Annotated in this window: 12 protein-coding genes; all 12 read right to left on the reverse strand. The window is 36.8% G+C overall.

The window, feature by feature from the left end:
* Window positions 1-42: 42 nt before the first annotated feature.
* A complete protein-coding gene (dnaK, locus tag H3T43_RS01275) occupies window positions 43-1,905 on the reverse strand; it encodes a molecular chaperone DnaK (RefSeq protein ID WP_198211977.1) in 1,863 nt (620 codons plus the stop codon).
* 18 nt (window positions 1,906-1,923) lie between these two features.
* Entirely contained in the window at window positions 1,924-2,511 is a 588-nt protein-coding gene (gene grpE, locus H3T43_RS01280; RefSeq protein WP_198211979.1) for a nucleotide exchange factor GrpE, read from the reverse strand.
* A gap of 12 nt (window positions 2,512-2,523) precedes the next feature.
* Window positions 2,524-3,573 (reverse strand): heat-inducible transcriptional repressor HrcA, encoded by a 1,050-nt coding sequence (hrcA, locus tag H3T43_RS01285; RefSeq protein ID WP_109586390.1) that lies wholly within the window; start codon window positions 3,571-3,573, stop codon window positions 2,524-2,526.
* Between the two features lie 133 nt (window positions 3,574-3,706).
* Window positions 3,707-4,639 (reverse strand): riboflavin biosynthesis protein RibF, encoded by a 933-nt coding sequence (ribF, locus tag H3T43_RS01290; RefSeq protein ID WP_198211981.1) that lies wholly within the window; start codon window positions 4,637-4,639, stop codon window positions 3,707-3,709.
* A gap of 18 nt (window positions 4,640-4,657) precedes the next feature.
* On the reverse strand, window positions 4,658-5,551 hold the full coding sequence (gene truB / locus H3T43_RS01295) for a tRNA pseudouridine(55) synthase TruB (protein WP_198211983.1): 894 nt from the start codon (window positions 5,549-5,551) through the stop codon (window positions 4,658-4,660).
* 44 nt (window positions 5,552-5,595) lie between these two features.
* A complete protein-coding gene (locus H3T43_RS01300) occupies window positions 5,596-5,958 on the reverse strand; it encodes a ribosome-binding factor A (protein WP_034979538.1) in 363 nt (120 codons plus the stop codon).
* Window positions 5,959-5,976: 18 nt separating this feature from the next.
* Window positions 5,977-8,616: a translation initiation factor IF-2 gene (infB, locus tag H3T43_RS01305; RefSeq protein ID WP_198211985.1), complete on the reverse strand. Its 2,640-nt coding sequence runs from the start codon at window positions 8,614-8,616 to the stop codon at window positions 5,977-5,979.
* Window positions 8,617-8,620: 4 nt separating this feature from the next.
* Window positions 8,621-8,932 carry a ribosomal L7Ae/L30e/S12e/Gadd45 family protein gene (locus H3T43_RS01310; RefSeq protein ID WP_034979533.1) on the reverse strand — a complete coding sequence of 104 codons (312 nt, stop codon included), beginning with the start codon at window positions 8,930-8,932 and terminating at the stop codon, window positions 8,621-8,623.
* Between the two features lie 2 nt (window positions 8,933-8,934).
* The gene (rnpM, locus tag H3T43_RS01315; protein ID WP_198211987.1) at window positions 8,935-9,231 is read right to left on the reverse strand and encodes an RNase P modulator RnpM; all 297 of its coding nucleotides are present in this window, start codon (window positions 9,229-9,231) and stop codon (window positions 8,935-8,937) included.
* 18 nt (window positions 9,232-9,249) lie between these two features.
* A complete protein-coding gene (nusA, locus tag H3T43_RS01320) occupies window positions 9,250-10,506 on the reverse strand; it encodes a transcription termination factor NusA (protein WP_198211988.1) in 1,257 nt (418 codons plus the stop codon).
* Between the two features lie 18 nt (window positions 10,507-10,524).
* The gene (gene rimP, locus H3T43_RS01325) at window positions 10,525-10,998 is read right to left on the reverse strand and encodes a ribosome maturation factor RimP (protein ID WP_198211989.1); all 474 of its coding nucleotides are present in this window, start codon (window positions 10,996-10,998) and stop codon (window positions 10,525-10,527) included.
* A 105-nt stretch (window positions 10,999-11,103) separates the two neighbouring features.
* Complete coding sequence (locus H3T43_RS01330; RefSeq protein ID WP_198211990.1) at window positions 11,104-15,411, reverse strand: PolC-type DNA polymerase III; 4,308 nt, start codon at window positions 15,409-15,411, stop codon at window positions 11,104-11,106.
* Window positions 15,412-15,413: the final 2 nt, after the last annotated feature.

The following is a 15,413-nucleotide window of genomic DNA, read 5'->3' on the forward strand; positions in this document are numbered from 1 at the left end:
TTTTTTGGCAGTTCTTTTCTAATTTATTCAATTATAAACCCTTTACTTATCTGGGTCTACCTTATGAAACTCGCCTTCACCTGCGGAACCACTACCTGAATTGCCATCTTGGGAACCAGGATTTTGTGGTCCTGCTTGAGGTCCAGCCTGTCCTTGTGCACCTTGAGCCCCACCATTAGCTTGGTACAATTTGACTGCTAAGTCTTGGGCAACTTTAGACAATTCATCCTTCTTGGACTTCATCTCATCCAAGTTGTTGTCCTTTTGAGCCTTCTTCAAAGCATCAAGTGCATCTTGAACTTTCTTAGTATCATCATCTGATACCTTGCCTTTGACATCCTTCAAAGTCTTTTCAGTTGAGAAGATTAATTGATCGACTTCATTACGAAGATCAACTTCTTCTTTCTTCTTCTTATCCTCTTCAGCATGTTCTTCAGCTTCTTTTTGCATCTTCTTGATTTCTTCGTCAGATAAACCGGATGAACTCTTGATGGTAATCTTTTGTTCTTTACCGGTTCCCATATCTTTAGCAGAAACATTAACAATGCCGTTTTTGTCAATATCGAATGTAACTTGAATTTGAGGAACACCACGTGGGGCGGCAGGAATGTCTGTTAGTTCAAAACGACCTAATGTTTTATCGTCAGCAGCCATTGGTCGCTCACCTTGCAAAACGTGAACATCAACAGCCGGTTGATTGTCTGCAGCAGTAGAGAAAATTTGACTCTTTGAAGTTGGAATTGTCGTATTCTTTTCAATTAACTTAGTAAATACGCCACCCATGGTCTCAATACCTAAAGAAAGAGGAGTGACATCAAGTAAAACTACGTCCTTAACATCACCAGAAATAACTCCACCTTGAATTGCTGCACCTAAAGCAACAGCTTCATCCGGGTTAATTGAGTGATCAGGCTCTTTACCAGCCCACTTCTTAACTGCATCCTGAACAGCAGGAATACGGGTTGAACCACCATTCAAAATAACTTTATCAATGTCATTAACTGTTAATTCAGCATCTTTCAATGCATTGTCAAATGGAATCTTTGTTTTATCAACTAAATCAGCAGTTAATTCGTCAAATTTCGCTCTAGTTAAATCAGCTTCCAAATGTAATGGCCCAGATTCACCAGCAGAAATAAATGGTAATGAAATATGAGTTGAAGACACGCCAGACAAATCTTTCTTAGCTTTTTCAGCGGCATCCTTTAACCTTTGTAAAGCCATTTTATCTTTAGAAAGGTCAACACCATTTTTATCTTTAAAGTTCTTGATCAGCCAATCAATAATTTTATTATCGAAGTCATCGCCACCAAGGTGAGTATCACCGTTAGTTGAAAGTACTTGGAAGACTCCGTCACCTAATTGCAAAACAGAAACATCAAAGGTACCACCACCAAGGTCATAAACCAGAACTTTTTCATCTTCAGCATCTTTATCAAGGCCATATGCAAGTGAAGATGCAGTAGGTTCGTTAATTATTCTCTTAACATCTAAGCCTGCAATTTTACCGGCATCCTTAGTAGCTTGACGCTGAGCATCGTTAAAGTATGCAGGAACTGTAATGACTGCTTCAGTAACCTTTTCGCCAAGATAATCTTCAGAGAATTTCTTGATATATTGTAAAATCATGGCAGAAATTTCTTGAGGAGTGTATGCTTTATCACCAATCTTGACCTTATAATCAGCTTCACCCATATGACGCTTAATTGAAGAAATAGTATTAGGATTAGTAATAGCCTGTCTCTTTGCGACTTCACCGACTTGAATTTCTCCATCCTTGAAAGCAACTACTGAAGGTGTAGTACGGTTTCCTTCTGGATTAGTAATAATTTTTGGCTCTTTTCCTTCAAGAACAGCAACTGCCGAGTTGGTAGTTCCTAGGTCAATTCCGATAACTTTTGACATTGATATGCTTCCTTTCAATTATTGTGCTACAACAACCATCGCTGGTCTTAAAGTACGATCTTTGTACAAGTATCCTTTTTGCAAAACCCGCACAACATGATCTTTTTGATCTTCATTTTCAGCTTCAACTGTTTGGACAGCTTGGTGTAAATTAGGATCAAACTTTACACCTTCAGCAGTGATTTCACTGATTCCATGATCTTTCATGGCTTTAACCAGAGAATCAAGTGTCATTTGCACTCCCTTTTTAAGCTGCTTTGATGCTTCATCATCAACCTTTGTTGCCAAAGCTCTTTCTAAATTATCCATTGCTGGCAAAACATCTTTAGCTAAAGATTGTGATTCATATTTAATAAGTTGCGCTCTTTCATTATTGTAGCGATTTTGCATATTTTGCATTTCAGCTTGACTGCGCAAGTACTTATCTTCTAAATCATCTTTTTCTTTTTGCAACTGGGTCAAATTGTGTTGCAGTTTGCTTTCCAAAGATTCGGACTTCTTTTTTTCGTTAGCCTTAGCTTGAGAATGCTTTTTAACTTCTTTTGATTCACTTGATTCTTTTTGATCTTTTTTTGAATTTTTACTGTTAATTTCTTCTTTACTCACGGCTAACCTCCTTTATTTAAATCTACCATAATAATCAAGCAACTTTTTAGATAGCTCATTTCTGAAATATTCAAGCAATCCTATCACTTGAGAATACGGCATATTATCAGGGCCAAGTAAAGCAATTATGCCCTTTCCGTGAGGACCAACGCTGTACTCTGCCGTAAGCAGACTATAATCCTTTAACAAATCATTTGATAACTCAGACCCTAGACTTACCCGAACTGGATATCTGTCACTTTTTAAATTTTGCCTGTTATCCAAAATACTAGAAATTAAGTCATTATGCTCAATCATTTCATATAATGACCGCAAATTAGAAACGTCACTCAAAGAAATATTATTGAGCAAATTAATCTGACCATCGACATACATTTGTTCGCTGGCAGCATCACTGATCACATCTTCAACTAAATCTATTAATTCAGACACATGAGCAGCTTTAAGCTTTTGTCCTAAAGTCTTCTTAAGAAACTCAGGTGTAACCTGATCTAGCGACTTTCCTACTAATTCATCGTTAATCATACGAACGGCACGTTCAATGTCATCACCATGAATATTGTATGGTAAGTTATAAACCTGGTCATGAACATCACCATCACTGGTACCAAGAATAGCCATAATCTGTCTGCCAAATAAAGGTACTATACGAAATCCGGTAATAGTTAAATCACTATTCTCAGGCCCCTCCGCAAATGCAGTGTAATTTGTTAGGTCAGATAAGATCTTAACAGCTTCCTGTACGATGTCGTTAACTTGATGAAACGGCTGATCAAGCTGATTAATAATTCTTTTATAAACAGAAGATGAAATCTGTAAAGGCTCAACTAAATTGTCAAGATAGTAACGGTAGCCTTCTGTTGAAGGTACTCGACCACTTGACAAATGAGTTTTTTCAATCAAGCCTTTTTCTTCTAAAACCGCCATTTCGTTACGAATAGTTGCACTTGAAACTTTAATAGGTAACTGATTCATGACTGTTTTAGACCCAACAGGATCATGTGTCTGCGTAAAATCATTGATAATTGTTTTTAAAATTAATTCTTGACGTTCGGTCAACATAAATATCGCCCTCACTTTTAGCACTCAAACTTATTAGGTGCTAACAATTAATATGATACTAGCTTTTAGCAGAATGTCAAGTTGAGTGCTAACTTTTTTACAAAAAAAACGCTTATCCTCTTTAAAATTGAAATTAACCAATGCCGGCAAAATAAGCTTTGATTTCTGCCTCATCACCACTCATTTGTTTTTTTAATTTTTTTAAGTTATCAAATTTAATTTCGCCACGAGTATACTTATACCATTTAATTACCATTTCTTCATCATAGGCTTCTTGATTAAATCCAAATAAATTCGATTCAATATAAAGCTTTGTACCCTCATTAATAGTTACGTTATAACCCACGCTTGTCATTGAGTCATACCACTTGCCTTTAATCTTGGTTTTAGTAGCGTATACTCCAATTTTAGGAACCACCTTGCCTTGAAACCAAACTAGATTTGCTGTAGGAAAACCCAGTTTATGGCCATTACGTAAACCGTGCCCGACCTTACCGGACATGACATACGGAAACCCTAATAATTTAGCGGCCAATTCCATATTTCCACTGGTAATGGCCCTTTTTATTTCCGTAGAGCCAATTTTTTGGCCATCATAAGACTGTTTTGGAACATCAATAATAGCAAATCTTCCCTTAGCAAACTTAGGGAAATTTTTCATATTGGCAATCTCTTTGGGACCATAAGTGTAGTCAAAGCCGGCTACAACTGTATCAGCATTTAATTTAACAATAATTTTATCTACAAATTCCTGTGCAGTCAGTTTGCTAAATGCCTCATTAAAATGCATCACAAGCAAAAAATCAACTTTTAGTTCCTGCATCTTATAAGCTTTTTCAGACAATGTATCTATATAGCTGACTTCTTTATTTTGATAAATTTCTTTAGGATGTCGATCAAATGTCATTACTACTAATGGTAAATGCTTTTGAATTGCTTTTTCTTTTGCGATTTTGATTAATTCCTGATGACCACGATGAACACCGTCAAAGAATCCTAAAGCAAGGATTATCTTTTGTGGAATAATATTTTCCTTAAACGGGTAAGTTAAATGGATAATTTCCATAATAAGACCTTCATTCACTTATTCATTTTGTAAAAGCATTAAATAAGGGCGATACATGGTACCATCTTTTTGATAAATTGCCTTAACTCTATTATTGTATCCTAATGCCACTTTTTTTGCATTCGTTTTCAGAGAAATCGTTGCTCCATTTTTAACTTTGGCCCACAGATCTGTATCAATATCCTCATGAGCATAATTAGTAAAAAAAGAGTCAATTGGTTGAAGCAATTCATTTACCATATCTGGATTTTCTGAAATTTCATTCAATTTAACAGCTTGATCTATATCAAAGCCTGAACTAGAAGTGCGCCGCAAATTTTTCATTACGGCCGGCACACCAAGGCTTGTTCCCAAATCATTTATTAAAGAGCGAACATAGGTTCCTTTACTGCATTCAATTTTAAAATCAAAAACTTCTTGACCATTTTCTTTATCAAAAACAGGTTCATTTGTAAGATCGTAAGAAAAAACTTCAACCTGTCTTTTTGGCCTTTCAACTTTAATACCTGCTCGCGCATATTCATATAAATGCTTGCCATTTACTCGGACGGCCGAATAAATAGGTGGTACCTGTTCTATACTGCCCACAAACTCTTGCATAGCTTTTTGAATTTGATGGTGTTTAATTTTACTAGTTATTTTTTTAAATTCTGTTTTTTTGCCACTAATATCGTAACTATCAGTGGCAAAACCAAAAATTCCCTGACCTACATATTTTTTGTTTTCCTCGTGCATCAATTCAATCAATTTTGTGGCCTGACCAATTGCAATTGGTAGCACTCCCGTAACGTCAGGATCTAGGGTACCAGCATGGCCTATTTTTTTGATATGCAGCGCTTTGCGTAAATGATAGACAACGTCTGCGCTTGTCATGCCCTTATCCTTATCTATCACTAAAATACCATTTAACATTTTTTATTACCTAATCATGAAAAAAGCGCCTCACAGCGCTTTTCTTAATTATTGCGATTTGCATCCTGCTTTTTTACTTCAGCGATTAACTGATCAATTTTACTACCATATTTAACTGAATTATCTCGTTTAAAAATCAACTCTGGTACTTTATATACAGTTAGGACTTGCCCCAACAAATGCCTCATCATTCCCTTAGCTTTATTTAAACCAGCAGCAGCTTCTTCTTCTTTTTTAGAATCTTCAGAAAGAATGCTGTAATAAACAGTAGCATATGATAAGTCATTTGTACATTCAACCGCTGTAATTGTTACATCATTAACTCGTGGATCACGAATATTTTTTCGTAAAATTTTCGTTAATTCACGGAGGATTTCTCCTTCAACACGACCTATTCTGTGTTTCATGCTTTCCTCCCAGTTAATTTATTCAGGCTTAACTTCCTGTTTTTCTACGGCTTCCATTTCGTCACCAATCTTGATGTCATTATAGCCCTCAATGGTTAAACCGCAATCGAATCCTTGCTTAACAATCTTGGCATCATCTTTAAACCGTTTGAGTGACGCAACTTTTCCGGTATAGATCACAACCCCATCACGAATCAAATTGATTGCAGAATCTTTTGATACGTATCCGGAATCAACAAATGCACCAGCAATCGTCCCAACTTTAGAAACTTTCCAAGTTTCACGTACAGTCAGATTACCAACAACTTTATCTTCATAAGTTGGTTCAAGCATACCCTTCATAGCAGCTTTAACATCATCAATTGCCTTGTAAATAATACTATATAGTCGAATATCTACTCCATCTGCTTCAGCTTGAGATTTAGCAGTAGCGGTTGGACGGACATTAAAGCCAATAATAAAGGCATTCGAAGCTCCGGCTAATGTAACATCCGATTCATTTACTGCTCCTACACCCGCATGAATGATATTAACACGAACGCCCTCGACTTCTATCTTTTCAAGCGATTGTTGTAAAGCTTCTACTGAACCTTGTACATCTGCTTTTAAGACAACGTCTACTTCTTTCATGTTTTCTTTTTTCATCGTGTCAAACAAGTTATCAAGAGTAACATGTTGGACATTTTCACGAGATTGTTGTAAAGCCTGTTGTGCTCTTTGTTCACCAACGCTTCTGGCAGTCTTTTCATCATCAAAGACAACAATCTTATCGGCTGACTCGGGCACATCATTCAATCCAGTAATTTCAACTGGCATTGATGGCGTAGCTTTTTCTACCTGGCGTCCACGATCATTGGTCATCACTCTGACACGACCAAAGCGATTACCGACAACAATAGGATCACCTACTTTTAGGGTTCCTTGTTGAACCAAAAGGTCAGCAACTGGGCCACGGCCACGGGAAAGGCGAGCTTCAATAACAGTCCCAATTGCCTTTTGCGTAGGATCCGCCTGTAGTTCCATGACATCTGCTTGTAAGAGAATCATTTGTAAAAGTTCATCAACATTTTCACCAGTTTTGGCAGAAATGTTTACAAAAATAGTGTCACCACCATAATTTTCCGGAATCAAATTGTATTTCATTAACTGTTCAGTAACATGCTCAGGGTTTGCACCAGGAACATCCATTTTGTTAATTGCAACAATGATTGGTACCTTAGCACTTTTAGCATGGTCAATGGCTTCAACAGTTTGTGGCATAACTCCATCGTCTGCAGCTACAACCAGTACAACAATATCGGTGATTTCAGCACCACGTTCACGCATGTTAGAAAATGCCGCATGTCCAGGCGTATCTAAAAATGTGATTGGCTTATTATCTACTCTTACCTGATAGGCACCAATTTTCTGTGTAATACCACCAGCTTCATGAGCAGAAACATGAGTATGACGCAATCGGTCAAGCAAAGTTGTTTTACCATGGTCAACGTGACCCATGATTGTAACAACTGGTGGTCGCTTAATTTGATGCTTAGATTTCATAGAAGCTGCCATTCTCTTGTCGTAAAGAGTATCAATGTCAGATATATCTTCATGAACTTTTTCTTTGGCATTGATATTATATTCAGCAGCAACTAATTCTATTGCATCTTTATCAAGTGACTGATTTTGATTAGTCATCACACCTAACATAAATAGTTTCTTAACTATTTCAGCAGGTTCACGGTGCAGCAACTTGCCCAAATCTTGAGCATTCATACCAACTTCGTACACCAGTGTTTCCGGTAACGGACGTTCTTTTCTCTGGGTTGACTGTTTCTTTGGTACCTGTTCGAGCTGCTTTTTCTTATTCTTGCGTTTACGCTTTTCTTGATGCTTTGAGTAATTATTGGTACCAAAAGTTTGATTTTTACCTTTTCTGCCAGGTTTACCAGAATTGCGACCGTGACCATTACCGCGACGCTTTTCTTCTTTTGCAGGTTCAGGTGCAGCATTTGTATCCAAAGCTTTAGGTTTATTAACTGGACTTGCCTTTTGTGTATTCTTCATTCTGGCTGGCGAAGGCTTAATTATTTTAGGTCCAGTTACCTTAGGTGCTGTAGTCTCGACTTTAACAACTTTATTTTCTGATTTTGAAACATTCTTGTTATCTTCTCCAGAAGATTTTTTGACATTGACTTTGTCTTCATCATAAGACTTCTGGACTCTCTCACTTTGACGATCTAATTTCTTTTCATCCACACGTTGTTTTTGCTTTAACTTCTTTAATAAGTCTTGTGCTACTGGCTTTGAAGTCCTTTGACTTGGGCTAGTATGTTGCTTATAGCGATCTTGAGCTTGTCTTGATCTATTGTTAGATCGGTGAAAGTTGTTGCTCCTTTTGGTATTCTTGTTATTATTATTTTCCTCATGCTTTTTTTCATTTTTGCGAATTGAGGTAACGGAAATTTTGATTTTACTGCTCCTTTTTGCGGGTTTCTCTTGCTTTTGCGCGGGAGCGGAGCTACGGAAACTATCTTTTAATTGATTTACTTGTGAATCTTCAAGTGATGACATATGATTTTTAACATCCAGTCCCAGGTCCTTCGCCTTATTGACCACAGTTTTATTATCGATGCCTAATTCTTTTGCCAATTCATAAATTCTTGTTTTAGCCATCAAATCACACTCCTTCGTCTATTTTTTGTAACAATGCTTTGCAGAAACCAGTATCAGTAATTCCTAAAACTTTTCGCTTTTTTCCGATCGCTTGGGAAATTTCATTACTAGTAAATTTGTTAATAACAAGTATATTATTTTGTTCCCCAACTTTATAGATCTTTGCAGTAGTATCTGCATGACTATCTTGGGCTAAAATAATTAGTTTTACCTTTTTGGCTTTTGCGCCAATTGAAACAATTTCAGTGCCTGAAACTAATTTTCCGGCCTTTTGACTTAATCCCAACAAATTTAGTGCTTTTTGTCTATTTTGCAAATCTACTTATCACCAAACAATTCTTTTCTTGCCTTTTGATGGTCAACATATGAGTAAAGCTCCTGGTAAAACTCTTTAGGCACTTTAGTTCCTAAACTCCGCTCAATTAAGCTCTTTTCTTGAGCATTTTTGATCTGACTTGGATCAAGCGAAACATATGCTCCCCTACCAGGTTTTTTACCAGTAGGATCAACAGAAATGTTCTTTTCTTTGTCGACTACGATGCGCACCAATTCTTTTTTTGGCTGCATGGTATTAGTCAACAAGTCTTTTCGCATTGGAATCTTTCTTTTTTTCAAAAAGTTTCACCTCTTGCTTTAATTTTCAGTAGAATCTACTGTTTCACCATCAGAAATGTTATCCTGAAGCTCATCTTCTGGTTCAGCCCCTTCAGAAGCTGGATCTTCATCAGATTCTTCGCTCTCAGCAAAATCGCTGTTTTCTTGTAAAGAAGACTTTGAACCATCATAAGCTAAATTATTAGTTTCAGCTGCTTCATTTTCTTTTTCAGCCTGATCACTGCTTTCGTCAACAAATTCTACTTCAGATTCTGGTCTAATATCAATCTTATATCCTGTTAATCTGGCAGCCAAACGTACATTCTGTCCTTTTTTACCAATTGCAAGCGACAACTGGTAATCCGGAACAATTACCAAAGCACTTTTTTCCTCGTCCTCATCTCCAAATTGAACAGCAATCACTTCAGCGGGATTCAAGGCATTAGCAATGTAGTCTGACGGATCTTCCTCGTATTTAACTACATCTATGTTTTCACCGTCAAGTTCATTAACCACATTCTGAACTCTGGCACCTCTTTGACCAACACATGTTCCTACTGGATCAATGTTAGGATCATTGGACTTCACTGCAATCTTGGTTCTGTCCCCTGCTTCACGAGCAATTGAGACCACTTCAACAGTTCCATCATAAATTTCAGGTACTTCCTGTTCAAATAATCTCTTTACCATATCAGGTGCGGTACGTGAAACCGTAATTTGAGCGCCTTTTGAATCTGAACCAACATGAGTAACCAAAACCCGAATCTGATCTTGGGGATTATAGCTTTCACCAGGCATTTGATCATTACGTGGCATTACTGCTTCAACATTACCAATTTTAACATAAACGAAACGATTATCACGTCTTTCAACAGTTCCTGTTATTAATTCATCTTCATACTGAGAGTACTCATCAATAATATGATTTCTCTCTGCCTCACGCAAATGTTGCATAATAACTTGTTTAGCAGTTTGTGCAGCAATCCGACCAAAATTTTTAGGTGCGACTTCGAAACGAATTTTGTCACCAAGTTCATAGGCCCGATTAATCGTCAGAGCATCCTTTAAACTGATTTCCAAACGTTCATCATGAACTTCTTCAACGACAGTCTTTTCAGTCATCAGCTTAAAGTCGCCCTTACGTTCATCAAATTCAACTATTACATTCGTTGCCTGATTATAATTTTTCTTATATGCTGCAACCAGCGCTGCTTTTATCGCTTCAACAATTACGTCTTGCTTTATACCCTTTGTTTTCTCGAGTGTAGCGAACGCTTCAAGCATTTCCTTAGACATAAATTTTAATCAACCTTTCTAAAACTCAATTGCGAAACGAATGCCTGCAATTGCTTTACGGGGAAGTGATAAAACCTTCTTTTTAGTTTTTATCTTTATTTCAAGTTCGATTTCGCTATCATTATAAGATTTTAAAGTTCCCTCATATTCTTTTTCACCTTCAACTTTCTGGTATAGTTTTATATGCACATACTCATTTAAAGCTTTTTTCCAATCATCTTTGTTTTTTATTGGTCTTTCAATACCAGGAGAAGAAACTTCCAAAATATAAGGATCAGGAAATGGATCAGGTTGTATTTGATCAAGCTTCTCAGATAATAATTCACTTAACCCTGCAATTTCATCCATATCAATACCATTTTCTCTATCAACGTAAATTCTTAAATAGTTTTGACCCTTTTCTTTAACGTATTCTATATCAATAAACTCATCTTTGCGTTCTGCAATAATTGGTTTAATTTCTTTGAGAACAAAATCTTTAACTTTCGCCAAGTACTTTCCTCCGTAATAAAAAGAGTGAGCACAATTGCTCACTCCGAATTATTTATTCGAACTTCTTTAAAAAGTATATCACATTTATATTAATACTGCAAAATTTTAAAAGAGTGAAAGTTGATTCTGCTCTGGCATTCCAGTTAGAACTTCATTATTTTCTAAATAATCCATAATTGACTGGGATACTTTTCCACGGTTTGCCAAGTCTTCTTTTGACAAAAATTTCTGCTCAGTTCTTGCAGCAACAATTTGTTTGGCTGCATTATTTCCCAGACCAGGAACTGCATTAAACGGTGCTAAAATTGTATGCTGATCAATAATTTTAAAATTAGTGGCCTCAGACTGATTAATATCAACCATTTTTATCTTAATACCACGCTCTAAACACTCATTGGCAATTTCCAGGACTGTCAGAAGACTCTTATCCTTGGCAGACGCATCATTTCCTTGATTTTGAATATCAGCCATTGCCTTTTTTACCGTGTTTTTACCATGACTCATAGCTACTAAATCAAATAAATCAGCCCGTACTGAGAAATAAGCAGTGTAGTAGATTTCAGGATAGTAAACTTTAAACCAGGCAATTCTTAAAGCCATTAATATATAAGCCGTCGCATGAGCTTTCGGAAACATATACTTGATTTTGAGACAAGACGGAATGTACCAGTCAGGAATTTTATCATTTTTCTGTAGAACTGCCATATCATCATCACTTATTCCCCGACCATGACGAACTGATTCCATAGTTGAAAACGCTACTTCGGGTTTAACTCCCCAGTGAATCAAGTCCATCATGATATTGTCTCTACAACCAATAACATCTTTTAGTTTGCAAGTGCCGTTGTTAACAAGCTCTTCTGCGTTTCCTAACCAGACATCAGTACCGTGGGATAGGCCAGAAATTTGCAGTAACTCGGAGAATGTAGTCGGCTTTGTTTCCTCTAACATCCCTCGTACAAATTTTGTACCAAATTCGGGTACGCCTAAAGTACCAGTTTCTGATTGAATTTGCTCAGGTGTTACACCTAAAATTTTAGGACTTGAAAAAAGCGACATTACTCCTGGATCATCGGGTGGAATTGTTAAAGGATCAACACCGGAAAGGTCTTGCAACATTCTAATCATAGTTGGATCATCGTGACCTAGAATATCAAATTTCAAGATATTATCATGAATGGAATGAAAATCAAAGTGTGTTGTCAACCACGCAGCATTGACATCATCTGCAGGATATTGTACGGGTGTGAAGTCATAGATATCCATATCATCAGGAACGACAACAATACCTGCAGGATGCTGACCGGTAGTCCTTTTAACTCCACTGACACCCGCTGCTAAACGATCAAGTTCAGCATTACGAAGATTCAATTCTTTTTCTTCATCATAGTGTTTAGCATAACCGTAAGCTGTCTTATCAGCTACAGTGGCAATTGTACCTGCTCGATAAGAATTATCGGGACCAAACATTACTCGAATAAAGTTATGGGCTACCGGCTGATAGTCACCCGAGAAATTCAAATCGATATCAGGAACTTTGTCACCGTGAAATCCCAAAAACGTTGCAAAAGGAATATCTTGCCCATCCTTAACCAGTTCAGCTCCACACTTAGGACATTTTTTATCTGGCAAGTCATATCCAGACCCGTATTCACCGTTTTCGAAAAATTTCGAATACTTACATTTTGGGCAACGATAATGTGGTGCCAATGGATTGACTTCAGTTATACCCGACATTGTAGCCACCAGACTAGAGCCAACGGAACCTCGTGAGCCAACCAAATAGCCATCCTTATTCGACTTAGCCACTAGTCTTTGAGAAATCAAATAAATTACAGCATAACCATTGGAAATAATTGAATTGAGTTCCATATCAAGTCTATCTTGGACAATCTTTGGCAGTGGATCTCCATATAGCTCATGTGCTTTGTCATATGTCAAACGCTTCATTTCTTCATCAGCATTGTCAATGTGTGGTGGGTAAAGTCCATCTTTAATAGGTGAAATTTCTTCAATTGATTCAGCAATTTTATTAGGATTAGTAATTACTATTTCTTTAGCAATATCTGCACCTAAAAAACTAAAGGCATCTAGCATTTCCTGAGTAGTGTAAAAATGCATGTCAGGCTGTTTTTTGTTCCTGTCAGGTTTGCTGCGTTGGGCCGAAATCAAAATAGTACGATATATAGCATCATGTTCTTCCAGATAATGTGCATCTCCTGTGGCAACTACTGGTTTATTTAATTCCTTACCCAATTTGTAAATATTTGTCAGAATTTCTTCAAGTTCTTTTTCATCAGCAATCAAATGATCTTCAATCATAATTGAATAATTTGCTGGTGGCTGAATTTCGAGGTAATCATAAAAGCGTGCCTTCTTACGAGCTTCGTCATAGCCTTTTTGCATCATTGCAACAAAAACATCGCCTTCAGAGCATCCAGAACCATATAGCAAACCTTCATGATTCTTAACCAAATCTGATTTGGGAGTACGTGGGATCCGATAAAAATCTTTGGTACTTGCAATAGAAACCAGTCTGTACATGTTTTTAAGGCCAGCTTGATTTTTTGCTAAGATAGTCATATGTTGTGGCCGTGCTCTTTTAAACACTTGACCCTGAGCGGCATAATCGTTCATTTTACCTAAATCATCTTCGTGATACTTTTTGGCAAACGCATCCAAGAGCTTAAACATTAAATAGCCTGTTGCTTCAGCATCTTGATTAGCCCTATGGTGATGCTCGAGGACAACATTATATTTTTTGGCCAGAGAATCTAACGTATGTCTGGTTTGTTCTGGATGAAGCAACCGTGATACTTCTAGAGTATCAACTACCGGCTGAGTAATTTCTTCTAAGTTAGCTCGTTTCAAAGCTGCGTTGACAAAACCAACATCAAACTGAACATTATGACCACAAAGCGGACGGTCGCCATAAAAATCCTGAAATTGCTTAATAACCACAGCTTCATCATCAGCTGCTCCTACCATTTCATCAGTAATTGATGTCAAATTAATGGTCTGTTCACTTAATGGGTGATGGGGATTAATAAATTTATCAAACCTCTCCAGCACTTCCCCATTTTTCATCTTTACAGCACCGATTTCAATAATGGTATCGTAAACGGATGACAAACCTGTCGTTTCAACATCAAAAATAACAAATTCACGATCTTTATATGTCATTGAAGCCGGATTAAGAACCAGTAATGCATGATCATCAATCATATTAGCTTCTAAACCGTAAATTATTTTGACACCATTCTTTTTACCTGCATTATATGCTTCAGGAAAGGCTTGAACATCAGCATGGTCTGTAATAGCTATTGCTTTTTGACCAAATTTCTTAGCTGCCATGACAAAGTCAGTTGCGGTATTTGTAGCATCAAGCTGACTCATATTTGTATGTAGATGTAGCTCGACCCTTTTTTCATCACCCTGATATTTTTCAGTTCTGCCAACATGCTCTACAATTTCAAAACAAGAAATATTAAAAACAGTGTCATGACTCCACTGGTCTTCAGCTACTGATCCTTGCATTTTAGCCCAAGTTCCCGGTTTGATTTTTGTCATATTTTCAATTTGCTCTTTATCGGAAACAAACTTTTTAAATGAAATTGAATCAGTGTAGTCAGTTATTTCACCTGTAAATATAATTGAACCATTTTTTAATTCTCGACTTGAAATATTAAAAATATTACCTTCTATTACAATATTTCTACTTCCATCAATTACTTCCTTAATTTGAGTTACAGGTAAATTATCATCCAATTTGCGATTGCCATAACGAGTCTTTTTTGTGGGATAGGTTGCTGGTTTTGGCTTTTCTTGTGGTGAAGCTGAATCATATTCTTCCTGCATATTTTGCTCATGTTGTTCCTGCAGCTCTTGAAGACTGGCTAAATTATTTTTGGAATTTTCATCATCAATTTCAGTTACAAACTTCAAGTTAAAGAAACCAAAATTCCTCATTTCTTCCGCAAGTTCATCAAGCATTTTTTGCTCGAGCAATCCATCAACCACTAAATTATCAACCGGAATAATCCAACGGCCATTTTCTTTTTTAGGCTTATGACTAGAAATAAATTCTCGTGCCACTGGTTGCAAAGCCTGAGAATTTTGCACCGCGAACTGCCAATAGTCAGTTAAATAATCATCTGCTCCATCCCGAGAGCGAACATACAAATGAATATTGACGAAAGAGGAAAAACTAGCAGTTATAGCCTTATTTAAAGCATTAAAAGTTTCAAATTTTAAGGGTGTAGTAAAAAGAACATGGATATCCCACCTGTGTTCTTTAGCGTAAACATCCACGTTCTCAATTTCGCCCTTTTGCAACAAATCATTATCTGCAAATTCTTGCGGAAACTTGATTTGCTCCAATAACCTTAAAAATAGTTTATTTTTATCAGTCACGA

The organism is Lactobacillus sp. M0396 (assembly GCF_016101625.1).
In the GTDB taxonomy this organism is placed as follows: domain Bacteria; phylum Bacillota; class Bacilli; order Lactobacillales; family Lactobacillaceae; genus Lactobacillus; species Lactobacillus huangpiensis.

Excerpts from the sequence above, each read along its gene's own strand:
- infB (WP_198211985.1), bottom strand. The coding sequence starts at position 8,616 with ATGGCTAAAACAAGAATTTATGAATTGGCAAAAGAATTAGGCATCGAT.
- nusA (WP_198211988.1), bottom strand. The coding sequence starts at position 10,506 with ATGTCTAAGGAAATGCTTGAAGCGTTCGCTACACTCGAGAAAACAAAG.
- ribF (WP_198211981.1), bottom strand. The coding sequence starts at position 4,639 with ATGGAAATTATCCATTTAACTTACCCGTTTAAGGAAAATATTATTCCA.
- dnaK (WP_198211977.1), bottom strand. The coding sequence starts at position 1,905 with ATGTCAAAAGTTATCGGAATTGACCTAGGAACTACCAACTCGGCAGTT.
- truB (WP_198211983.1), bottom strand. The coding sequence starts at position 5,551 with ATGTTAAATGGTATTTTAGTGATAGATAAGGATAAGGGCATGACAAGC.
- hrcA (WP_109586390.1), bottom strand. The coding sequence starts at position 3,573 with ATGTTGACCGAACGTCAAGAATTAATTTTAAAAACAATTATCAATGAT.
- H3T43_RS01300 (WP_034979538.1), bottom strand. The coding sequence starts at position 5,958 with ATGAAACACAGAATAGGTCGTGTTGAAGGAGAAATCCTCCGTGAATTA.